The sequence below is a fragment of the Paenibacillus sp. KACC 21273 genome, from assembly GCF_028736095.1.
GTDB classification, from domain to species: Bacteria; Bacillota; Bacilli; order Paenibacillales; family Paenibacillaceae; genus Saccharibacillus; species Saccharibacillus kyungheensis.
The window spans coordinates 2,651,060-2,676,580 of the sequence record NZ_CP117876.1; the positions used below are offsets into that span (position 1 = coordinate 2,651,060).

At 39.5% G+C, this 25,521-nt stretch carries 17 protein-coding genes; 15 read left to right on the forward strand and 2 right to left on the reverse strand.

All coding sequences use genetic code 11. The features are described from left to right. Positions 1–13: 13 nt before the first annotated feature. Together PQ460_RS11925 and PQ460_RS11930 are read right to left on the reverse strand one after the other, a co-directional pair. A complete protein-coding gene (locus PQ460_RS11925; RefSeq protein WP_273612460.1) occupies positions 14–1,714 on the reverse strand; it encodes a methyl-accepting chemotaxis protein in 1,701 nt (566 codons plus the stop codon). A gap of 26 nt (positions 1,715–1,740) precedes the next feature. Next, complete coding sequence (locus PQ460_RS11930; RefSeq protein ID WP_274172838.1) at positions 1,741–3,444, reverse strand: methyl-accepting chemotaxis protein; 1,704 nt, start codon at positions 3,442–3,444, stop codon at positions 1,741–1,743. 441 nt (positions 3,445–3,885) lie between these two features. Between PQ460_RS11930 and PQ460_RS11935 the strand changes: the two genes are divergently transcribed. From PQ460_RS11935 to PQ460_RS12005, 15 genes are all read left to right on the forward strand, one after another. Continuing rightward, complete coding sequence (locus PQ460_RS11935; RefSeq protein ID WP_274172839.1) at positions 3,886–5,307, forward strand: aldehyde dehydrogenase family protein; 1,422 nt, start codon at positions 3,886–3,888, stop codon at positions 5,305–5,307. Between the two features lie 525 nt (positions 5,308–5,832). Continuing rightward, positions 5,833–7,431, forward strand: coding sequence for a M4 family metallopeptidase (locus tag PQ460_RS11940; RefSeq protein ID WP_273612458.1), 1,599 nt, complete (start codon positions 5,833–5,835; stop codon positions 7,429–7,431). A gap of 324 nt (positions 7,432–7,755) precedes the next feature. Next, complete coding sequence (glpX, locus tag PQ460_RS11945) at positions 7,756–8,826, forward strand: class II fructose-bisphosphatase (RefSeq protein ID WP_273612457.1); 1,071 nt, start codon at positions 7,756–7,758, stop codon at positions 8,824–8,826. 189 nt (positions 8,827–9,015) lie between these two features. After that, positions 9,016–9,765, forward strand: a complete 750-nt coding sequence (locus tag PQ460_RS11950; protein ID WP_274172840.1) for a (2Fe-2S)-binding protein — start codon at positions 9,016–9,018, stop codon at positions 9,763–9,765. Continuing rightward, positions 9,766–10,263 (forward strand): metallophosphoesterase family protein, encoded by a 498-nt coding sequence (locus PQ460_RS11955; RefSeq protein ID WP_274172841.1) that lies wholly within the window; start codon positions 9,766–9,768, stop codon positions 10,261–10,263. 313 nt (positions 10,264–10,576) lie between these two features. Continuing rightward, complete coding sequence (locus tag PQ460_RS11960; RefSeq protein WP_274172842.1) at positions 10,577–11,257, forward strand: pectate lyase; 681 nt, start codon at positions 10,577–10,579, stop codon at positions 11,255–11,257. Between the two features lie 323 nt (positions 11,258–11,580). Further along, positions 11,581–13,791 carry an ArnT family glycosyltransferase gene (locus tag PQ460_RS11965; protein WP_274172843.1) on the forward strand — a complete coding sequence of 737 codons (2,211 nt, stop codon included), beginning with the start codon at positions 11,581–11,583 and terminating at the stop codon, positions 13,789–13,791. 267 nt (positions 13,792–14,058) lie between these two features. Beyond that, on the forward strand, positions 14,059–15,009 hold the full coding sequence (locus tag PQ460_RS11970) for an NAD(P)/FAD-dependent oxidoreductase (RefSeq protein ID WP_273612453.1): 951 nt from the start codon (positions 14,059–14,061) through the stop codon (positions 15,007–15,009). Positions 15,010–15,211: 202 nt separating this feature from the next. After that, positions 15,212–16,756 (forward strand): sensor domain-containing diguanylate cyclase, encoded by a 1,545-nt coding sequence (locus PQ460_RS11975; protein WP_274172844.1) that lies wholly within the window; start codon positions 15,212–15,214, stop codon positions 16,754–16,756. A gap of 241 nt (positions 16,757–16,997) precedes the next feature. Next, entirely contained in the window at positions 16,998–18,212 is a 1,215-nt protein-coding gene (locus PQ460_RS11980; protein WP_274172845.1) for a M20 metallopeptidase family protein, read from the forward strand. Between the two features lie 88 nt (positions 18,213–18,300). Next, positions 18,301–19,947: an ABC transporter substrate-binding protein gene (locus PQ460_RS11985; protein WP_274172846.1), complete on the forward strand. Its 1,647-nt coding sequence runs from the start codon at positions 18,301–18,303 to the stop codon at positions 19,945–19,947. 11 nt (positions 19,948–19,958) lie between these two features. Continuing rightward, the gene (locus PQ460_RS11990; protein WP_274172847.1) at positions 19,959–20,888 is read left to right on the forward strand and encodes an ABC transporter permease; all 930 of its coding nucleotides are present in this window, start codon (positions 19,959–19,961) and stop codon (positions 20,886–20,888) included. 33 nt (positions 20,889–20,921) lie between these two features. Next, positions 20,922–21,833 (forward strand): ABC transporter permease, encoded by a 912-nt coding sequence (locus PQ460_RS11995; protein WP_274172848.1) that lies wholly within the window; start codon positions 20,922–20,924, stop codon positions 21,831–21,833. A gap of 193 nt (positions 21,834–22,026) precedes the next feature. After that, positions 22,027–24,057, forward strand: coding sequence for a Na+/H+ antiporter (locus PQ460_RS12000; protein WP_274172849.1), 2,031 nt, complete (start codon positions 22,027–22,029; stop codon positions 24,055–24,057). 368 nt (positions 24,058–24,425) lie between these two features. After that, positions 24,426–25,388, forward strand: a complete 963-nt coding sequence (locus tag PQ460_RS12005; RefSeq protein WP_274172850.1) for a hypothetical protein — start codon at positions 24,426–24,428, stop codon at positions 25,386–25,388. Positions 25,389–25,521 lie beyond the last annotated feature (133 nt).

Here is a 25,521-nt window from a genome sequence, read left to right on the forward strand (position 1 = left end):
AGCAAGTTGCAAATTAAAGTTTGAATCCAGCTAATAGTTGTTGAAGATCTTCAGCAAGTGAAGAGAGGTAACGAGCAGATTCAGATACTTCTTCCATGGTTGATAATTGTTCTTCACTCGCAGCATTCATTTCTTGAATACCTGCTGAGCCTTGTTCAGATAGAGCACTTAAATGTTCCATCGCTTCAGAGATTTGTTGAGATTGTACAGTGATAGATCCAACCATCAAACGTGTGCCACCGATTTGTTCTACAGTATCCGCAACCGCTTGACGAATCGCTTCAAACGCTACATTCACGCGTTCACTGCTTTGAACCCCGGCTTGTACATTACTTACAGACGTATGAACTTGTTCGACTGCTTTTTGACTTTCTGATTGTACGTCTGAGATCAATGCTGTAATTTGCGTAGAAGATTGTGCTGCACCTTCTGCAAGTTTGCGAATCTCATCCGCAACGACTGCAAATCCACGTCCAGATTCACCTGCACGAGCCGCTTCAATTGAAGCATTTAGAGCAAGCAAGTTGGTTTGTTTGGCAATTTGTTGAATCGCTTGTGAAGCCAATCCAATCTCATCTGATTTTTGGTTCAAGCTAGTCAATACATTCAAGTTATCCTGAATATTACTTGCCAGATTATTGATCAAATGAGTAATTTCTTGCACTTCACTAATTCCATTACCAGCGGTTTCTTCCATATGATTCGTAAGAGCTTGAACATTTTTGTTGCTTGTTTGTAACTGTTTCATTTTATCGGTCATTTCATTTGTTGCATTCGTTACCTGGTTAACCGTTTCGACTTGAGATTCGAATCCAGTTGATAATTCACCAGAAGAAGTAGCAATATGGGAAGAAGCTTTGGCTGTTTGTTCAGCACTAGCTGTTAATTGTTCTGATGAAGCAGAGAGAGTCATTGCACTTTCGTCTACTTTTTTCGTAATTTCACGAATACTCGATATCATAGTATTGAATCCAGCAGACAATTGACCAATTTCATCTCGGGATGCGTAATCGGAATGAACTGTAAGATCACCATCTGAAGCATTAGTCATTAATTGTGTTACATTGTTGAGAGGACGTACAATCAAGCGTACGATCCAACCACCTAGTAGTAGGGAGATAATCAATCCTATTACAAATAGAATACCTGTAATCCATTGGGACTGGCTATATTGTTGATCAGCAGCTACTTTGGCATTGCCTGCTTCATCAATAAGATTAGTACGCATAGCATTCAATACTTCGTTTAGTTGAGTACGTTGGCTATTAAGATTCGCATAGGCTTGAAAAGCTTGCTGATTCTGGTTAGCGGCTGCTAATGCGGCAATTTTATCGCGTTGTTCTGAAAATGCTGTTGCTAACGGAACCAGTTCAGCAGCTAACTTTTGATTAGAAGGACTCAGTGTCATTTGTCCCATCATTTCAAATTGTTCTTTATTATTGGCCGCAGTGACATTAATTTGATTCATCAAACTTTTATTAACGGTTGGATCAGTCGTCTGCATTAATTCAAGAAGGCTAGCGGCATTATCACCATAGTTCATAATAATTTGATCCATAATCGTAAGAGAGCGCATATTGACTTCGTACATATTTGAAGCGACTTTGGACATTTGATTAGTCATTAATGTGCCTGTAGCGCTTAACATCACTAAAACGAGTAGATTTACTACAATAAGCGTAATGATTTTAGTTCTAACTTTCCAATTTCTCATGCTGTTTTCTCCTGACTGAATATATATTATATTTTGAAGCGGGCAAGAGTTGTTTGTAAGTTCTCAGCTAAATCAGCCAAATAACGTGCTGCACTTGAGACTTCTTCCATTGTAGACAATTGCTCTTCACTTGCAGCGCCTGTCTGTTGAATACCCGCAGAACTTTCTTCTGATATTGCACTTACATGTCCCATAGCTTCTGCAATCGTCTCGGATTGCTTAGCAACTTCTTGAATCAAAGAACCTGTACGAATAATTTTCTCTGTTGTATTACTAACAGAATGTTGAATCGCTTCAAATGCTGTGTTTACACGAGTACTACTAGCTACTGTACTTTGAATACTATCTGAAGACTTATGAACCTGTTCAACCGCCATATGACTATCATGTTGAATAGACTGAACCATATTAGAGATCAATGTAGAAGAATCCGCTGTACTGGAAGCAAGTTTACGAATTTCTTCAGCAACTACCGCAAATCCTCTACCTGCATCACCTGCACGAGCCGCTTCAATCGAAGCGTTAAGAGCAAGCAAATTCGTTTGTTGTGCAATCTGTTGAATTGCAGATGAAGCAATACTAATCTGATTGGATTTGTCATTCAAATTAGTCATAACGGCTAGATTATCTTGCATATCTTGAGCGATACCTTGAATTAACTGGGTAATCTCGGTAACTTCGCTTAGTCCATTTTTGGCATCAGCATTCATTTGTTCTGTCATTTGATTAACTTCGTTACTTATCGCTGCTACATGACCCATACGTTCATACATCAAGCCGATTGATTGGTTGACCTGGTTAACAGATTCGACTTGAGATTCGATTCCGGTAGACATTTCATTGGTAGCTACTGCAATATGTTCTGCTGCTTGGGCTGTCTGATCTGCACTTGCTGTTAATTCTTCTGAAGAAGCAGATAACGTCATCGCACTTTCATCAACTTTACGGATAATATCTCTTACATTAGTCATCATCGCATTAAATGAAGTGGTCACTTGTCCAATTTCATCACGAGATTGATAAGAACCGTTAACGGTAAGATCACCTTCACCAGCACTACCCATTAATTGTTGTAACTGTTTGAGAGGACGACTGATTATACGGCTAATCCAAAGACCTGCAAGAGCAGAGATTAGAGCACCAGCAACAAATACAATAATCAATACGAATTTGGCAACAGATGCTAGATGTATAGCTTGTTCATTATTGTTTTGTGCTTCTTTTTTTAGTAAAGCATTTAGTGCTTTGGTTGTATCATTCATACTAACGCGTAATGGTTCGACATCGGTTTGGAAGATACGGTAAGCTTCAGTGTTATTATTTTGTGATGCATTTTGGAGTACTTCTTCAATTTTGGAAGTGTAATCTGTAAGTGACTTGCTGTAAGTATCATAGAGCTTGGTTGCTTCTGGAGTAAGAGTGATCGTACTCATATCTGTATATAAAGTTTGATTTTGGGTCAAACGTTCTTTGATCGTAGAGTCTAATGCTGCATTGCGATCTTTATCTGTAGTAATAATAAATTCAAGTAATGCTGCTTCAATTGTTCTATTATCAATAATGATCTGACTTACATCACTAATGGCTCGGACATTCTGGTTATACATTTCATTGGATTCGGTAGACATAAGATCCGTTGTTTTGTAACCTGCAAATCCAACGATAATCATAAACAATGCACTGAGTAACGTTAAGCTTATAATTTTGGTTTGTACTTTTAAATGTTTCATCAGCTTCATCTCATTCCATTAATAATTAGTAGTTAATAAGTCTTGGTTTTTAAGTAATGTAAATATCTCACATTTTGTCGAATATGTCGATAGATTTTTAAACATTTTTTCATTAAATGTATTTTAATGTATTTTTAAGCAAACATTAATATTAAAATGGTAACTAGAAAAAAACCTATAAATCCCTGAATAAAAGCATTTATTAACATTTTATTGTTGTAACAAATTATATTTCGGCAAATTTTTTAAAAAATGTATAGTTATCTAAAAAATAAATAAACAAATATTAATTGTCGAATATAGTCGTAATTTATTTAGTATAAAAGACCCTATTTTGCTGAATATAAAATAAATAAACATACTTTGTTGTAAAAAAGGGTATTGAGTAGGAGCGCTTATTTCCAGCGTAGCTTTATTTTGAATGAAGAAAGGAAGAACATTATGGATAAAAAACATTTATATATTAACGGGGAGTGGGTTACAGCTCAGTCCTATACGCCTTTATATTCTCCATACAATCGTTCCCTTATTGCGGAAGTTGCCGAAGCTAATGAGGAAGAAACCAAGCAGGCTATAGCGGCTGCTTATGAAGCTAGAGCAACGATGCGTGCTATGCCAGCACACCAACGCGCATCTATTTTGGAAAATCTAGCACGGCTGTTAGAACAACGTTCAGAAGAAGCAGCACAATTGATAGCACTTGAAGGTGCTAAACCGCTACAAGCTGCTCGAACAGAAATAGGACGTACAGTAGAAACGTATAAATTTGCCGCAGAAGAAGCCAAACGGATTCATGGAGAAACGATTCCACTGGATGCTTCTGTAAGTGGAGAAGGACGAATCGCTTATACGGTCAAAGAGCCTGTAGGTGTGGTAGGGGCGATCACTCCATTTAACTTCCCTATGAATCTGGTTGCACACAAAGTAGCACCTGCTCTTGCTGCCGGAAATACAGTGGTATTGAAACCTGCGGAGCAGACTCCATTATCTTCTTTCTTATTAGCAGAATTATTACAAGAAGCTGGCTTACCTGCGGGAGCACTGAATGTAGTAACAGGGGATGGCAAAGTGGTAGGGGATGCTATCGTAACCGATGAACGTGTCAAAGTATTGTCATTCACAGGTAGCCCGGCAGTAGGCATCTCGATTCGATCCAAAGCAGGTCTTAAAAAGGTAACATTAGAGCTAGGTTCTAACTCGGGACTGATTATTGACCGTGATACCGATATTCCTGCAATGATTCAGCGTGCCGTCTCCGGTGCATTTGGCAATCAGGGACAAGTCTGTATTTCTATTCAGCGTATTTATGTACATCAAGACATCTTTGAGGATTTTGTAGATCAATTTGTCCAAGCAACGCGTCAACTGAAGCTAGGTGATCCGATGAATGAAGATACTGATGTGTCTGCTATGATCGCACCTAAAGAACAGACAAGAGCAATAGAATGGATAGAAGAAGCCGTATCTCAAGGAGCAGAGATTGCGTATGGAGGTACAATAGAAGAAGATCTTCTTTTACCTACTGTCTTGTTACGAGTGAATCCCGAGGTACGTGTCGCTTGTCAGGAAGTATTCGCTCCTATTGTGATGATCAATCCTGTAGCAGATATGGAAGAAGGGATTCGTGAAGTCAATCGTTCTAATTATGGATTGCAAGCAGGGATCTACACACAACAACTGTCAACAGCATTTCAAGCGGCTGAGAAATTAGAAGTAGGTGGAGTGATCGTTAATGATATTCCATCATTCCGTGTCGATCATATGCCATATGGTGGAGTAAAACAAAGTGGAATAGGTCGTGAAGGAATTAAGTATGCGTTAGAAGAAATGTTAGAGACTAAGTTAGTAGTCTTTAAAAAATAAGCCAGTACACCAAAATAATTTCCAGTTAAATTGATAAAAATATGTTTATAAGCGCCCTGATTCTTATAACCTTTTTTCTCTTTTTGTGAATCTGAATTTAATTAAGACTTAATTACTGCTGAAAAGTAGAATTAAGTCTTTTTTACGTGCGAAAAGTAAGGTAGTTTTCTCCAAATGATACTAAACTGTACAGCTCATGTCAGATAAATCAGCTATTTTCATCTTTTTCCATATTTTTATCTAAAAAGGTATTTATTTTTTTTAGGAATCATGATACGATTCCTTTCAGACGCAAGAAGAAATCCACAAAATGATTTATTTGGTAAAATATGAGCGTCCAAAAGGAGGGGTACCGGTTACTGATTGTTGTTGTAGATGTTGCCCGCAGTTTGTAGCTGGCGCTTGAGCGTTCGATACGAATGCTATCATTGAATTTTGGCAAAGGCTCACAGGTACTTAGAAGAAAAAGCACAAAAAGTTGTTATTAGGCAATACCAAAAAACCAAGTGAACAGGGGAGAATACTTTGAAAAAGACGTTTGGATTTATACTTGCCGGTAGTTTGTTGATTGGTGCTCAGGCTCCAGCTTTTGCTGCTTCTGCTAATGAAGTAACACCATTAGGAGATTACACTCCACAAGTAATTACACAATCTACTTTGGTAACAAGCGGATTGGCTGGTGATGCAAAAGTATGGAAATTCTTGGACAGACAAAAACGTACAATTGCCGGAGATCAACAAGCAACTGCACAACAAGTTTTTGATATTACTAAACGTCAAGCAGATTCCTCTACAGGTACAGAACATTATCGCATCAACCAAATCTACGAAGGCGTTCCTGTATACGGTGCAGAACAAACATTGCACTTTGATAAAACAGGAAATGTATCTTTGTACTTGGGTAGCGTAGTTGAAGATGTCTACGGTAAATTAAGCGATGCTAAAGATGCAAAAGCAGCTGTAACTCCAAAAATTAGCGCTTCTGAAGCAATCAAAATTGCTGAAAAAGATGCTGCTTCTAAAATTGGTTCATTAGGTGAAGCTCAAAAAGCACCAAGTGCTAAATTGTATGTATATGCTCCAGAAGATAAAGCTAGCTTAGCTTATGTAACTGAAGTAAACGTACTTACTCCTGAACCACTTCGTACACGTTACTTTATCGATGCTAAAGATGGTTCAATCTTGTTCCAATATGACTTGATTGAGCATGCTACAGGAACAGGTAAAGGGGTATTGGGCGATACGAAGTCGTTCACAACAACTGTATCTGGTTCTAGCAACTTGTTAATCGATAGTACACGTGGAAAAGGTGTACAAACATATACGGCAGCTAACCGTAGTACTTTGCCAGGATCAACAGTATCCAGCACAAGCAGTACATTTAATGATCCTGCTGCTGTAGATGCTCATACTTACGCAGAAAGAGTATATGATTTCTACAAATCTAACTTTGGACGTAACAGTATTGATGGTAATGGTCTAGCTCTTAAATCTACCGTTCATTACTCTACTAACTACAACAATGCATTCTGGAACGGAACGCAAATGGTCTATGGAGATGGCGACGGTTCTACATTCGTTCCATTGTCTGGTGACTTGGATGTTGTAGGTCATGAATTGACTCACGGTGTAACCGAGTATACAGCTAACCTTGAATACTATGGTCAATCCGGTGCTTTGAATGAAGCAATCTCTGATATGTTCGGTAACACGATCGAAGGTAAAAACTGGTTGATCGGTGATGCAATCTATACTCCAGGTACTTCTGGTGATGCTCTTCGTTACATGGATAACCCTGCTAAAGGTGGACAACCAGCTTCAATGTCTGCTTATGTAAATACATCCAGTGATAACGGTGGCGTACACACAAACAGTGGTATTCCGAACAAAGCATACTACTTGTTAGCGCAAGGTGGAACATTTGGTGGAGTAAATACAACAGGTATCGGTCGTTCACAAGCGATCCAAATCGTATACCGTGCATTGAACTACTACTTGACTTCTAGCTCTAACTTCTCTGCTTACCGTTCTGCAATGATCCAAGCATCTACAGATTTGTATGGTGCAAACTCTGCTCAAACAACAGCTGTTAAAAATTCGTTGAGCGCTGTTGGTATCAACTAATCTCCAATCGTCATAAATAAAGAAGCAGTAAATGATCTCTTAGAGATTGTTTGCTGTTTCTTTTTTTTGGTTTCATTCATTGAAATGTGGTTATTTATATAAAATGAAATTAAAAACACAGATTTAATTTCTGTATTCAAGAAATATGTTGTTTATCAGTTATAATGTACTTTTAAAAACTTTATAATATTTATTTATCAAACATATAAATTTGTTTTAGAAGATTATTTTCGTTAAAAACAACATTTTTGTTTGAAATAGTGATATTATATGCTCTAGTAAACAACATTTATCTTTGAAATCCCAATTAAAGGAGTGGAAGACATGGAACGCGAGATGGCATTGGAAATTGTAAGAGTAACAGAAGTCGCGGCATTGGCTTCGGCTCCCTGGATGGGACGCGGTGACAAGAACAGCGCAGACGAGGCGGCTACACTAGCGATGCGTGCGATGTTCGACTCTGTATCGATTAACGGTACTGTTGTAATCGGTGAGGGTGAGATGGATGAAGCTCCGATGTTGTATATTGGAGAAAAAGTGGGAAACACAGATTCACCAGAAGTAGATGTAGCAGTAGACCCGTTAGAAGGAACAGCCATTGTGGCGAAGGGGTTGAATAATGCACTTTCGGTTATTGCTGTAGCCGATAAAGGTAACCTTCTGCACGCTCCTGATATGTATATGGAGAAATTAGCTGTAGGCCCTGCATTAGTAGGCAAGCTCAGTATTGAAGATCCTGTCGATGTGACTTTGCATAAAGCATCCAAAGCACTCGGTAAAAATATGGCGGATATCACGGTTATGATATTAGATCGTGATCGTCATGAAAGTATTATCAAAACATTGCGTAAAGTAGGCGTTCGGATCAAATTTATCAGCGATGGCGATGTAGCAGGCGCTATGGCTCCTGCTTTCCCCGAAGCAGGGATTGATCTTTACTTAGGATCAGGAGGCGCACCGGAAGGTGTACTGGCTGCTGCTGCACTATCCTGCCTTGGTGGTGAACTACAAGGTAGATTGATGCCAGCCAATGCAGCGGAGTTTGAACGCTGTCAGGCAATGGGTATCGAAAATCCGTACCAGATTCTTACGATGCAGGATATGATCGGCACCGACGATGTTATTTTTGCCGCAACAGGTGTAACGCCTGGTGAAATCCTGGGTGGTGTTCGTTATCTGGCCGATGATCGTGCAGAGACGCATTCAATCGTTATGCGTGCCAAAACCAAAACGATCCGTTATATCAAATCTCTTCATTACTTACCGAACAAAGAAGTACTTCACAAAGTCAGAAAAATTCAAGCAACCGGACAGCCTGAAGATCGCCGTATAGCGGCTGTAGAATCTGTTGTAAGCACCAAAAAGCAACCGGTTGAATCGAAATCTTCTTCTTAATCAAATCATAGTTATACCTTCCGTTATAAGACAGTCCTTTATTCAAGGGCTGTCTTTTTTAATGTTGATTTGAAGAATCGAAGAGATTGGTATAGGATAAATGATAATGAATCTTAATAAAGGAAGGGTTTGGGAAGTATGGAGCTTAGCTTGGATCGTGATATGTTAAAAGCTAAATTTTATCTCATAATGGAACCACATCCGGATGCCATATATAGCGCTTCTTTTGCAGAATTGAGTACAGTAGAAGGCATGAAGAAGTTTTTACAGTTCTATGCTCCTTTGCTAAAAGCACCGGATACAGAGCCAGCAGGAACCTTTTTCTGTTCCTGGTTAGGTCGCATCGCTTTGGCAGAGCAATATTATCTTTCCTTTTATAATAGAAGTATCGCATTAGACTTAGAAAATCTAACGATGGATATGTACGAAAGTAATGGATATTGTCAGTTTGCATTTCGGATTCAGCAGTGGAGTGAAGAGCAAGGGCCCGGTGCTTCTGCGGAGCGAGAATTATTTCGCCAGACTCATCTCAAACAGTTGTATCAACAAACGCTTCGTCCTTTGATCGAAGCAATATCGGCGGTCACAGGCGCTCATGCCCGTGTATTCTGGCGGCAATTCCCAAGTCAGTTTAATTATTTTATTCAAGCATGGCAAGAAGAAGCTTCATCGACAACGATTGTAGAGCAGATTAAAGAAGATCATCACTATGTGACAACACAAATGGAAGCGGAAACGTTTGGCTTATCACGCAATCCGCTCCATATACCCACTCGTTATACGACCAGTATTCAAGGAGATCAATCGATTCCGTTAAAAAGCGCTTGTTGCTTGTATCATCGTATGGATGATGGAGATTATTGTTTCTCTTGTCCTAAGCTTAGTGAAACCGATCGAGATGAACGTCGTCTCGCTTATCAGAGTAAGGAGGGGAACTAATTGATTATTGGCATTGTATCCGATACACATATATCTAGTCGTAATCGTTATCTGCCAGCTCATTTATTAGAAGGGTTGCAAGGGGTAGACCTTATTGTACATGCAGGAGATTTCTGTGATTGGTGGGTGTATGAAAAGTTATCTGAATTGGCTCCTGTCGAAGCAGTAGCAGGTAACAATGATGGAGACGATATTGTAGAACGACTTGGATTGCAGAAAATAATAGAGGTTGCTGGCAAGCGAATTGGTCTGGTTCATGGAGATGGATGGAGAGGTACAACGCCGGATCGAGCGTTTAACACTTTTCCTAATGAAGCTGTCGATATCATCGTATTCGGGCATTCTCATACGCCTTTATCTGAGATACGGGAAGATATCCTATTATTCAATCCAGGATCACCGACAGACAAGCGTCGTGAACCAAGATACTCTTACGGTAAAATTACGATCGAAGGCGATCAAGTATCAGCCGAACATTTCTTTTTTGATAAAGAATAATAACACCAAAAAAAGAGAAGCCTTGTAATATAAGGCTTCTCTTTTTTTGGGTACAACAAGTTATTGAGCTAAAGTATAGTTTACAATATGGTATTAAAAGGAATTTTCTATTGGTTTTTCTAAATATTAAATAGGGAAGAAGCTGTATTTATTGATGGATAATTTTTCGATATTTTGCATATTATTTTCAAAAAGGTTTCGTTATATTCATATGGAAAAATTATACTCCAAATGATATTGTTAACTTAAACCTGATAAATTACATTTTAAGTAACAGGTTTAAAAAAATGTATTCAAAAGGAGCGATTTTTGGATGAAAAAATGGGTAACAACGGTATTAGCGGCTACGATGTTAGTATCAGTTGTAACAATTGTGCCGACAACTGCTGTACCAACAACTACAGTAGAAGCAGCCGGTGTCACTAACACTACAATCGTTGTCAAAGCAGGCGAAGTGTATGATGGCAAAGGAGCACGCTTCATCGCAGGAAGTGCTCTTGGAGATGGCAGTCAAAAAGAAGGTCAAAAACCTATTTTCCGCGTTGAAAATGGAGGTACATTGAAAAATGTAGTACTTGGTTATCCAGCGGCTGATGGCGTACATACTTATGGGAACGCTACTCTGGAGAACATTGTCTGGGAAGATATCGGTGAAGATGCAATGACGATCAAAGAAAGTGGAACAGTTACTCTTAAAGGTGGTTCGGCTACCAATGGTGATGATAAAATGTTCCAGATCAATGCAGCTTCTACGTTCAAAGTAAGCAACTTTAAAGGTTCCAAAGCAGGTAAATTTATTCGTCAATTGGGCGGAAGTACATTTAAAGTAAATGTAACGATCGACAATTGCGATATTTCTGATATGAAAGAAGCGATTTTTCGTACAGATAGTTCTACCAGTACAGTGAAAATGACTAATACTCGTTACCATAATGTAGGCACTAAATTTATCGGTGTGAAAAACATTACGGAAAGTGGTAACACTCAATACTAATGAATATTAATGCTTGGCTAGCTCAAGCATTTGCGCATATGTTTGCCCAACACTAACCCTTATTTGTCCTTGTTCTTAGCAAATCCCCCCTTGCTATAAATACAACATTTAACCTCCAACTCACATCGTAGTGAGTATGGAGGTTCTTTTTTGTGCATAACAATATAAACAGTAAACGTATATTTTCAGATGCCAGATGTATCAGAAATTGCATATTTAATCTTTTTTTAAGTAATTCATGATCTAAATTTAAGGTTAATGCGCCAAAATGAAATCTACATAAAAAGTATATCTGAATGATGGATGATTGGGGAGGAATACCTATGGAAGTAAGAGCAAGCAGTCTATCAAAATCACGATCAAGAATAGATATTCCGCTGATTTTGATTTTAATCCTTTCTGCTTTTCTAAATGTGTGGAAGATTTGGGAAAATGGAAACGCCAATGCCTACTATACAGCGGCAGTAACAAGTATGCTTCAAAGTTTTCACAACTTTTTCTATGCTTCGTTCGATCCCGGTGGATTTGTGACGATTGATAAGCCTCCTGTAGCGTTCTGGGTGCAGACGTTATTTGCATCTATTTTTGGAGTGCATGGATGGAGCGTCACCTTGCCTATGGCACTTGCAGGTGTAGGATCGGTTGGATTAATCTATCTGATCGTTAAGCCTACTTTTGGAGTGAATACAGCACGGCTTGCAGCGCTAATGATGGCCGTTACTCCTGTAGCAATAGCAGTACAACGCTCCAACAATGTAGATAGTCTATTGGTATTCTTTTTACTATTAGCGACATGGATGCTACTTAAAGGTGTAAAGCAACAGAAAGCGCTGTGGATTATCGCTGGTTTCTCTATGATCGGTGTTGCTTTTAATGTGAAAATGCTACAAGCGTATATGATTCTGCCTGCTTTATATGTATTTTATCTACTGGCTTATCAAGTGAATTGGAAGCAAAAACTATCGGTGCTTGCGATAGGAACAGTATTACTCGCAGGGATCTCGGTCTCATGGGCAATGATTGTCGATAGTGTACCTGCAAGTGAACGACCTTATGAAGGAAGTAGTCTGACGAACTCTGTCATGGAACTGGCTTTTGGGTATAACGGGCTTAATCGCTTAACAGGACAGACGTCTGTACTATCACCAGAAGAGAATACAGCGCAAGTTACAACTCCCCCGACTACCAGTAATAGCAACAACCAGATAACAGGCATGACCAATAGCCAAATGTCTCCTCCGACAGGGAATCGAAATACAGGAAAAATGTTCAATATTGGAGATGCAGGCCCGCTTCGGTTATTTCAATCCAGTCTATCCGGTCAAGCAAGTCTATTATTGCCGTTTGCCATTGTATCGTTAATCGCTTTATTTGCAGGAGTACGCCGAAACACATGGCGCCGTCCAGAGTACCTTGATAGTATATTCTGGGTAATGTGGTTATTGCCTGTAGCTGGATTTTTTAGTATTGCAGGATTTTTCCATCAATATTATCTGATTATGTTAGCTCCACCTGTAGCTGTACTTGCTGCAACAGGTTTTATGGCTCAATGGAGATATTATCGTGAAGGGCGTGGATGGTTATCGTGGCTTTTACCTATTAACGTGGCTGTCACTACAGCTTTTCAAATGTATGTCATCTATCCATTTAATGCGACTATCGGTTCTGCATGGTTTTATATTATTGGTGGTGTAGGACTGGTACTAACGATAGGCTTACTGATTGGCAAAAAAGATTCTATTCTTCAAGCGAACAAGTTATATCTCGCTTCTGGAGCAATCATATTACTGATGTTGACTCCATTATACTGGTCTTCTTTTTCGATTGTTAATGCTTCTGGCAATGTAGCAATACCAGCTGGCGGCCCTGAAGTTAAGGAAGGGTTCGGTAGATTCGGTGGCAATCCTCCTAATATGATAGGTGCAGGAGGCAGTAACGCTTCTATAAGACCTACTAACCCGGATACTACGATGACACCTACCGAAAATACTTTGCCTTCAGAGAATACTAATACAGCACCTGCAAGAACACCTAATCGCGGTGGAATGTATCAAACAGCCAATGAAAAATTATTACAATATGTAACTCAACACAATACAGGTGAAAAATATCTATTTGCTGTATCGAATGCCAGTTCAGCCGCTCCGTATATTATTCAGACCGGTAAGCCTGTTATGGCAATGGGCGGATTCGGTGGAAGTGACCCGATTCTGACAGTTGATTCTTTGAAAGCATTGATTAGTAAAGGAGAAATAAAATACTTTATGATTAATGGGATCGGTGGTCGTGGTGGAGAATCGAATGAGATCATCACATGGATCAAAGAACATGGTACCGAAATTCCAACAGAAGAGTGGCAGGATACTACAAGTACGGTGTTGCAAAACAGCCTTTCCGGTGCAAATAATGCTAAAGTGCCTACTGCTACGATGAACAGCCCAATGAATGGGATGAACCGCACGAACAATAGCGGTGGATTCGGTGGTATGATGAGCGGTTCTTTATATGAAATAACACCAGCAGATCTTAATTAATACAATAGTACAAATCAAATCCTCTTTTTCTTGTAGATATTAGGCTACAGAAGAAGAGGATTTTTTGTAATATGTAGTCGATTGCGTTTCATAATATATAAGAGGTTTACATATTATCTTATACGATCTTTTTAATCGTAAGTAAGTATCAAACATTTATTAACATACTCTTATCTATCCATCTAGTCTTGTTATGAACAGAAATAAGCGGTCGTTAACGATAAAAAAGTGATCAAATGCAACATCAATTCAAGGAGGTCAACAACGATGATTAGTGATAATACTTTATACGATTGCATTATTGTAGGAGGAGGAATAGCAGGATTACAAGCAGCTATTCAGCTAGGAAGATATTCTGCTCATGAGGTACTGGTCATCGATGCAGGGCATGGACGTTCAACATTATGCCAGAACTACGGAAATATTCTTGGCTTTCCTGATGGAATCTCAGGAGAGGAATTACGCAAAATTGGACGGGAACATGCTGAGCCATTAGGCGTACAATTTCATGAAGATCGCATTTTGGAAGCGAAAAAAGAAGAAGATCATTTCTTGCTTAAAGGAGCACAAGGAGAAAGTTATAAAGCTAGAACCCTATTGCTAGCGACAGGCTTGATCGATCGATTCCCACGCTTACCCGGGCTGGTCGAAACATTAGGGTATAGTGTATATGTATGCCCGGACTGCGATGGATATGAGATTGAAGATCGCCGTACTGTCGTGATCGGTGCAGGTGAAGCTGGTGCTCAAATGGCTTTGATTTTGTCAGAGCGTACTTCAGACCTTATCTATATCAATCATGAATCCAAGCCATTCCGTCCAGAAACGATGGAACGTCTACAAGAAAAAGAAATATCGTATATTGAATCGGCTGTAGATATGGTCAATTATCACGAAGGTGGTATTATCCATAGTGTAGAGTTAGAAGGCGGTCAGGTGATAGAAGCAGAGCGTGGTTTTATAGCTTTTGGAGGCAATCATGTGAATTCAGAACTTGCAGAGCAATTAGGTGTAGAGACTATTCATAATCATCATATCGAGACAGATCCGCGTTCCAAAATGAGTAATATTGAAAATGTCTGGATTGCTGGAGATCTGGGTGCACATTCAGAGCAAGCTAATATTGCAATGGGTGAAGGCGCACAGGCAGCTATTTGGATCAATAAAACGTTATCTAAAATGAAAACGAGCCGTAAAGAACAAACAGTACGGTCGTAATCCTTTTTTTATAATATTCTAGAAAGCAAAAGACGATTTAAAGTGTCTTTTGCTTTCTTTTGTGAAAAAGGTTGTGTTAAAATTAAAGTTGATTAATATTTGATTTGTCAGGTGGGGTGTCCGATTGCGTTTATATCCTAAAAAAGGATTCAGGCTTGTCACCATTGTAAGCACTATCATTGTTTTCTCTATTTTACTTACGATGATTATCTCGATTTATTCGGCCTATATCGTTAGTAAGCAAGCCCTGATTAATAATTATTTAGATAATAATTACCAGCATGCCACTGAACTTGCAAATGCGGCAGGTAATATATTAGGTACGATGCAAGAAAGTATAGATGCATTGGCTACAATATGGCAACGTGAAAATAAAATCGATCAAGATTTGTTAGAAGATTTGTATACGAATAACAAAAATTATTTTAATTCGATTGTTATTGTAAATAAAGATTTGATCGTAAACAATACAGTACCAGCAACATCAGGCGTCAAAGCAGGGCAACAATTGAGTGGACCTATCAACAATACGCTACTAGAAATTCAAATCCCTCATATTACCGAGCCTTTTATGAGCAAAGACGGTAGATGGATTGTATTAGTGACCAGCCCGTTGTTTGACAAACAAGAACGATATTATGGTTATATTGCCGGAACGATTTATTTGCAGAAGTCTAATGTATTACAAGGCATTCTGGAGCAAGATTATTCATCAGATGGCTCTTATGTGTATGCAGTCGGCCCGAAAGGCAATATTATTTTCCATCCTAATCTAAAATTAGTAGGATCGAATAAAGCTGCCGATGAAGCTGTATGGAAAGTGATGGCTGGCTTGGCTGGTAAGATTGAATTTACAGATCAGCAGAACCAGACCTTTTATACAGGATATGCTTATAATATGAAAAGCAGTTGGGGTGTAATTGTACAGACACCTGCATCGGTGATAAGTGTTCCACTGCGAGAATTACTTCAAAAAAGTATTTTGTTATCGTTACCTTTGTTATTGATTACGTTAGCTGCGGGTTGGATTATTACGTATCTAGCTGTGCGTCCTTTGCAGGTATTAGCAGATTACTCCAACCGTATGGTAGATGATTGGAAAAGTGAAGCGTTACCGCCTATTCGCTCGGGGACATATGAAGTGAAAGTGCTGTATCAAAGTATTCGTTTTACGACCAGACAACTACAGAAGTATATTGTGAAATTGAAAAATGAGACAGCACTTGATGGTCTAACCGGTCTCGCTAATCGGCGTAATTTTGATTCTACGCTGGAAACATGGTGTATCGGGGATGAACCTTTTGCTATGGTGATGTTAGATATCGATCATTTCAAACGAGTCAATGATACGTATGGTCATCTCACCGGAGATCGAGTCATGCAATTTCTAGCCGTCACGATGCGTAATGTCTCTCGCGAAGGAGATGTATGCTTTCGCTATGGTGGAGAAGAATTCGGAATCTTATTACGTGGATGTAATGTGACCCGCGCTTATATTGTCGCTGAACGATTACGTGAATTGCTTCATGGTACTGTGAGTCCTTCAGGAGAATTGATCACTGTATCAAGTGGGGTAGTTGCTTTCCCTGAACATGGCAAAACACCAAATGATTTGATTAGTCATGCGGATGAAGCTATGTATACTTCCAAACGAGAAGGCAGAAATCGTACTACCATTTATCAAAAAGAAATAACCAAAGCAGATAACCAAAATGAAGTAAAATCAGCGGAAGAAATAAATGTATAAACGAAATACAGATCTACCCCAAGCTCGTTCACTGTATAAGGTGAACGGGCTTTTTTTATTTTCAAAAGAACTGTATCTCACTGGCTATAACCATAAGATTGATATGTTCTATATCTATATCAATCTTATCTATAAGCGAATTCATTGACCTTGAGCCTGATTAAGTCTACATTTATGTAACAATACCAATTAAGTAGATAGGAATTAACAACATTAGAAAAAGAAAGGGAGGACATGGAGGATGAGTGAACTTGCTGTTGCTTTATCTTTGCCGGACACACTTGAGTCCGACCTTATTCGTATTCGTCGCGAGTTGCATGCTCACCCTGAAGTTCTTTTCGATGTCGATCATACAACCACACTGATTATTGGGCTGTTACGCAAATGGGGGCTAGAAGTACAAAGCGGAGTAGGCAAGCATTTTGGTCAAGGCGTAGTTGGTATTCTGCATGGAGCAGAAGATGGTGAGACGATCCTATTACGTGCTGATATTGACGCTTTGCCGATTCAAGAAGAACATGATTATGCGTATGCTTCCCGGCGTGAAGGTTATATGCATGCATGTGGTCATGATGCTCATACTGCCATGTTGCTTGGAGCTGCTAAAGTATTGAGCGATCATCGGGAGCATTTTCGGGGAACGATCAAATTTGTTTTTCAACCTGCGGAAGAAGGGGCTCTTCGTTCTCCTTTGGATGATCGCTGGATTAGCGGAGGACGAGATATGATCGAAGATGGCATTTTACAAGGAGTGTCTCAATCTTTTGCGATGCATGTCTGGCCTGATCTTCCTGTAGGGAGTATCGGTATACACAAGGAGACAGCAATGGCGGCGTCCTGCCATTTTGCAGTTCATTTTCAAGGGACTTCTGGTCATCATAGTGCGCCACATTTATCTTCAGATGCGATTATTATGGCAGCACGATTTGTGAATGATATGCAGATTTTTATGACGACAGGGATCAATCCTACAGAAGCCAAAGTGTTATCGTTTGGAACGCTACATGCGGGAACGGTCAAAAATGTGATCGCAGGCGAAAGTGAAGTGACTGGCACTTTTCGAGCCTTTCGCACAGAAACTGTCGAACGCATAACTAAAGCTATCGCTGATTATGCTCATAGTATCGCTTGTCTGCATGGTGGAAAAGCAACGATTACACAGCGTACAGGCACAGTGCTGAATAATGAAGCGTCCGCAGTAGATCGAGCAATACAAGCGGCAGAACCTATTTTTGGTAAAGAAAATGTACTGGAATTAGAGCAACCTTTTCTTGCAGGTGAAGACTTTGCATTATATACCCAGCACCGCCCGGGTGTATTTGCTTTTATCGGATGCCGTCCTCAGGAGGCAACATCTGCTTATCCATTACATCATCCAAAGTTCGATATAGATGAACGTGTATTGCTATTAGGAGCTAAAATGCATATTCAATTTGCACTGGATGCGCTCGCTTAATCACTACGTATGTATTGATATCATCACTTGATCTATACATTCTGAGGTTCTACAAATATCCCTAATAATATGGTGAAAGGAATAACTTATGACAGATACTCAAAGAAATCATACCCATCACCGATTATGGTTGACTGTAAGTGGTCTGCTAATCGCAATATCACTGGTAGTATCCGGTTGTGGTGGAGTTGTAGAGAAAAGTAATGCTCAAGGTAGCGTAGCTACTGCTAATGGAGGTACATTGACTTACGCATTAGCAACTTCACCGGATACACTTGATCCTCATCGAAGTGGTCTAGCAGTATCGGTAAGGGTTATGCGTACCCTATATGATAGTCTTGTTGTACAGACAGCCGATGGTTCAATTAAGCCGTGGCTTGCAGAGTCGTGGACTGTATCCAAAGATGGTAAAAAGTATACTTTCAAATTACGTAAAGATGTAAAGTTCCATGATGGAACACCATTTAATGCGGAAGCGGTAAAATTCAACTTTGATCGTGTAATTGATCCAGCGACCAAAGCGGCAAATGCACTTGCACTGATTCGTCCGTATACATCGTCTAAAGTCATTGATGAGTATACTGTTCAAGTTAATCTGTCGACACCTTCAGAAGCTTTTCTAGGGAATATCAGTCAAGCAATGCTCGGGATAGTATCACCTACTGCCGCCAAACAAGAAGGCGAACAATTTGGCAAAAAACCAGTGGGTTCAGGGCCTTATCAATATGTCGATTGGAAAGATAATACTTCAATTGCTGTGAAAAAGAACCCTGATTATACATGGGCACCTGAAACTGTAAAAAACACAGGTGCACCGCATATAGACGGAATAACATTTTCGATCATTCCAGAAGAAGCGACTCGAATCGGTAGTGTACAAAGTAAGCAGGTACTTGCCGCAGAGACTGTCCCTCCACAAAATATATTGGCATTAAAAAATAGCCCTGATCTACAATTGCTTCAGGCTAACACCTTAGGGTTACCGTATACATTATTTATTAATGAGCGTCATGCTCCATGGGATAATGTCAAAGCAAGACAAGCGCTCCAATCGGCTATTGATGTCAATGCGATTGTCAAAACGTTATATCTAGGGACGTATGAACGTGCATGGTCTGCTCTAACACCGGGCATTTTAGGATATGATGAATCATTAGAAAATACAAATCAACCTGATCTGACACATGCCAATAATCTACTCGATGAACTAGGATGGGTGAAAGGACAAGACGGTATACGTGTCAAAGACGGTCAACGTCTTACCCTGAAATATGTAGATGGCTCTCCTAATCGGGAAAAACGAAATGATATTGCAGCGATGATTCAACAGCAACTAAAAGCGGTCGGTATTGATGTACAAGTCAATATCACTAAAGATATTGCTACTGTTGTGTATCAAAATGGAGAATATGATCTGTATGGCAATAGTCAGGTGAACTCTGATCCGAATGCATTATCGGCTTTCTATCATACTGCTGAGCCATATGCACGCCCTACACTGCCAGGACTTTCTGATCCACAAATCGATCAATGGTTAGAACAAGGCGCTGTTGAAAAAGATAAAGATCAACGTGCCAACATCTATCGCAACATACAACAACGTATTAACGAACTAGCTGTGATTATTCCTGTCTACATTTTCCCGTATACGGTTGCGGCATCTCAGACTGTACAGGGCATTTCATTTGATTATTTAGGCTATCCACTTTTTAATGATGTGCGTATTGGAGGATAAGGAGGATATACATGGTACAGACGATTATTACACGTACGATTTCATCGTTACTGGTTATTTTAGGATCATTAACACTGGTATTTGCAATATTTTACCTGTTACCGGGTGATCCTGTTCTATCCATGATAGATCCAACATATGCCACTCCTGAAATGATAGAGAATTTACGTATTCAATTAGGATTAGATCAGCCGTTTTATATTCAATTTGGTCATTATCTAGCAGATATGTTACGTGGTGATTTTGGCGTATCTATGGTCAATTCTGATCCAGTACTGCCCAAAATTATAGCGAATTTTCCTTCGACATTGATCTTAACTTTAGCGAGTACATGCATAGCAGTGTTGATCGGTGTGATCCTCGGGATATTGTCAGCTGTTCATCGTAATGGGTGGATCGATATACTGGCTCGTACTATTGGATTATTTGGTATTTCGATGCCGACATTCTGGTCAGGGATTTTGCTAATCTTAATCTTTTCGATTCAATTGGGCTGGTTCCCGGCGATGGGTTCTGACGGTATATCTACTCTGGTGTTGCCAGCGATCACGCTAGGAATCGTTGGAGCAGGATTTGTGATTCGTATAGTTCGCAATAGTATGTTAGAAGTACTAAGTGAACCTTTTATCACTACATTACGGGCAAAAGGAATCTCTCGTCATGTCATTTTGTATAAGCATGCACTGCGCAATGCTTTAATTCCTGTCGTGACTGTAGTCGGTATGCAGATAGGAGAAATGTTAGCAGGAACGGTAGTTATTGAGACTGTTTTTTCAAGGCAAGGGATAGGACGTATTCTCGCGGATGCGATTATGGCGCGCGATATTCCGGTAGTACAGGGGGTTGTCTTTTTTACAGCTATTCTCTATGTCGTTATTAATTTACTTGTTGATATCTCGTATACCTATATTGATCCTCGTATTCGGCGGTCACTCACATAATTAATTTTAGATAAGATCGAAAGGAGGATATCGATGAAGCAGATCACACCATCCGCTACATTAACAGCAGACTGGGAAGCAGAGCAAGCTCAATCTAATGTCGTTCAGAAGTGGTCATGGCAAGCAGTTGCTAATCGTTATATGTGGTATAGCGCATTACTGATTATTGCATTTATCATATTGTGCGCGCTTGTACCTCAGTGGATCGCTCCATACTCGCCTGTAGAAATGCTAGCTGATCGTATTTTACAAGCACCGAATATGATTAATTGGTTCGGAACAGATTATTTTGGCAGAGATGTATTCAGTCTAGTTGTGTATGGTGCCCGGGATTCGTTATTAATTGGATTCAGTTCAGTCATCATAGGTGTACTTGTAGGCGTATTGTTAGGAACGCTAGCAGGGTATAGAGGTGGCATACTGGATACGATGATTATGAGATTGATCGATATTCTGATGACGATTCCGGGGGTATTATTAGCGTTAGCGATCGCTGCTGCACTTGGTCCCGGGCTTATCAATATTATTATCGCTATCTCAGTATCAGCGATCCCGGGTTATGCACGCGTTATACGTGGACAAATGGTAAGTTTGCGTAGTCGTGGTTATGTAGAAGCTTCTCGTTCGCTGGGTGCTTCGGGTCTACGTATAGTCTGGAAGCATATCCTGCCTAATGCAGTCTCACCGATTCTCGTGATGGCTACGCTAGGTCTGGGTACATCGATTCTTACAGGGGCAGGGCTTAGCTTTTTGGGATTAGGAGTGATTCATGAGATTCCAGATTGGGGTGCATTGTTATCTCAAGGCAGAGGTTATCTTACGGTCGCATGGTGGATCTGTACATTCCCCGGTCTAGCGATTACTGTATTTGTACTGGCGATCAATATTATAGGAGATGATCTTAGAGATCGGTTAGATCCCAAAAGCTCTTATCTAAAATCCTAGACGATGCTTATGTCTATGCAATTATGCAGTAAGCAAAAGTAGAGCGTATACGCTACACCGAAGTCCATCAAAGGATACGGTTGTAGCGTATACGTTTGTTTGAGTTCAAAAATATTGTTTCTTTCTTGACTGTAAAGGGGAATAATGACAAGATTTATTGCATATCCAATAGAGCAAAAAGAGGGGGAAGGCTATGGAGTACTTTATCGCTGTACTTGTACTACTGTTAATGATTGGTATTTCTAATATTTTGAATCGTCTGGTTCCGCTGGTTCCAGTACCTTTATTCCAGATTGCACTCGGGATTATCGTCTCGATTGTAGGCGTAGAGTTACCTCTTGATCCTGAGCTGTTTCTTGTATTGTTTATTGCACCATTGCTATATAACGATGGACGACGAACACCAAGAGATGAATTATGGAATCTGCGGGTGCCGATTATCGCACTAGCATTTGGTCTTGTATTTGCGACGGTGTTGATTGCAGGTTATGCGATTCATAGTCTTATTCCAAGTATTCCTTTACCAGCGGCTTTTGCATTAGCGGCTATTTTGTCGCCGACAGATGCTGTTGCGGTAGGTTCACTTGCCAAGCGTGTACATTTACCACAATCGATTCATCGTCTATTAGAAGGTGAATCTTTACTTAATGATGCTTCTGGTCTGGTTGCTTTTAAATTTGCAGTCGCTGCTACTGTCACCGGTACTTTTTCATTATGGCAAGCTTCATTTAGCTTCATACTTGTAGCGCTCGGTGGACTGGCACTTGGAGCATTGATGTCTTTTATTCTTATTCGTTGTCAGGTGTGGTTGCGACGCTGGGGCATGGAAGATATTACAGTTCATGTATTATGGCAAATCTTAACTCCATTTGTTATTTACTTACTGGCGGAAGAAATTGGTGTATCCGGCATCTTAGCAGTTGTCGCTGGCGGTATTGTGCATGCAATGGAGCGGGATCGTGCTGAATCGGTACAACTCAAAATGCAACTGGTATCTACCAGTACATGGTCTGTGCTTGTATTTGTGCTAAATGGCTTGGTGTTTATGATACTGGGCGTACAGATTCCAGAAGTGATGGGTACGATATTCCAAAATGTTAATTTCAACAATGGGCGTGTACTAGGTTATGTAGTACTTATTACGTTACTTCTATATGTACTGCGCTTTATCTGGATTTATGCTTTCTGGAGTGTTCGTTATTTGTTACAGACACCTTCTGAATCGAATCGACCTAGTCTGAGAGGAATATTGTTAACTTCTTTATCTGGAGTTCGAGGAGCATTAACATTAGCCGCTGCTTTCTCTATTCCCTATGTGCTTAATGATGGAACAGCATTTCCTGAACGGGAATTGATCTTATTTATTGCAGCAGGTGTTATTTTGCTTAGTCTTATATTAGCGAGTATCTTCTTGCCATTATTATCTTCTGATCCTGAACCTGTCGTCACACTAGCAGATAAAAAGAAAAAATCAGAAAAAGATATTCGTCTAAAAATTCTAGAAGCGGCTGTACAATCGGTTCATTCGAATATGAATGATTCCAATCAGGAAGCCGCCCGTAATTTGATCGCTGAAGTTAAAGGATATATGTCCAAAAGCGATGCGTTCCAAAAGCGTATTATGGAGATCAACGGTATGGGACCGCAAGAGATGGAAATTTATCTACATGGTATTCATGCAGAACGAACCGAAGTAAGACGATTACGTGATCGTGGTGAGATTACAGCAGAGATGGCGATGACTTTTGAATATCGATTAGATCGTCTGGAGACGGTACTTCGAGATCGATCAGATACAGGGATTGTAGAATGTCTGGACAAGTGGAAAGGCATGATCCCACTGAACAATGTAGAACATTCTGAATCACTCGAACCTCAAGACGAAGCCGCGCGAACGCATATGCTGAAAAAGTTAAAATTGCATACATCGATTGCTGCGATAGAATCTATTCAAAAACATATCACTCCAAGCAATCAACTAGCTTCAAATAAAATTATCGCCCGCTATGAGAAAGTGATCCATGCTATTCAATATCAGACAGGGCAGGCGTTACCCGATATCACACTGGATAAAGGAAAGCTTGATCTGATTACAACGGCTATCCAGAATCAGCGCGATAAAGTACAAGAGCTGTATGAAAGTGGAGAAATTGATCGTCAACATGCTCGTAAAATGCGCCATTTTGTTCAAGATTTAGAGAAATGGATACTGATGGAAAATTGAAAATATGTCAAATTTAAGACAAAACAAAAATTTTACAATAAATGGTTATCAAATTCGGTTATCTTAATCCAGGGTTGGGTAAGTTATGAATAGGAAGTAGTCGATAGATACATCTTCTACATTACAGAAGATTAATACAAATGAAACGTTTATCCCGAAGCATGATCTAGTGATATTTAACGTTATGCTTGGGGATAAACGACCTATTCATTTGAAAATAGAGAGAATGAGAGCAGCAATTGTTCTACTATGGACTATACTGTGCTTATTTTATGCACAGTTAAAAAGTGGATCGTTCTTTCTACACCTATGTCAATCGATTGTGTTCCTCATTTATTACTAACTATTATTCTACTGGAGGTAACATCATGAAAAAATCAACGACTTTTAAAAAACCTATTTTTGCTTTAGCTACATTTGCAATTAGCGCGTCTTTGCTTTTACCAGGTGCCGCTTCAGCAGCAGAGTCTTCTAACATGAATGACAGTTATAGTTTGGGAAGCAACGGATACTTAGCTAATACGGGTTGGGCGGGTATGAATACGACTAAAGATACAATGACAGGTGAGAATCAAGATTCTGCACAATCGATTTTCTATGATACCAATTCCTCTTTCGGTTATAACTGGGCTTATGCCAAAGATATGACAGGTACACAATATTCACCAGCGATCTCTTATGGTTGGAATTGGACACCAGGTTATGAGAACGCAGGTAATTTCCCTGTACAAATTTATAAAGATAATGAAAACAGACGTAACAACAATAGTTCAAGCTCTAGCTCTCGTCAAAGTCAAATGAAAGACATTGATACTTCTGTAAGTTATTCTACAGAAAACGCAACAGGGGATTACAGCACTGGTTACACTGTATTTATTCATAATACACAATGGGCTGGAGCAGAATCTAAACCATCTGCGATTGTAAAATTAGTAACGTCTACTTCACAAAATGCTTCTACAGTTATGGAAAACAAAAACGATTCTACCGCAACTACCAACGAAGATATGACCACAACGACAGCAACATGGGGTGAATCTCTAGGTACAGTGAGTCTAGATGGCGCTAATTGGGATGTATACCGCAAAGGTATGAATAGCGATATGGAAGGTCAATCCAACTTTAATACGATGGATGGCAATGTGTACACATTTGTTAGAACAGAAAATGCAGATAGCGTAGACTTAAACATTTCTGACTTTATCAAAAACTTGTTAGATCGTAATGAATTGAAATCTTTTGATTATGTAAGTGGCGTGAAATTCGGTACAGATGTAATGAGTGGTAACGGTAAATTAACAGTATCAAACTGGTCAATCAACGCTCAATAAGATACTTTTGATTCTAAAATAGAGTCTATATGTTAAAATAAAATGAAGTGCTTTTCTTGCCTAAGGGTAGGAAAAGCACTTTTTTTTGCGCTGATAGAGTATATATTTATTAATGGAATTATATGGTAATTAG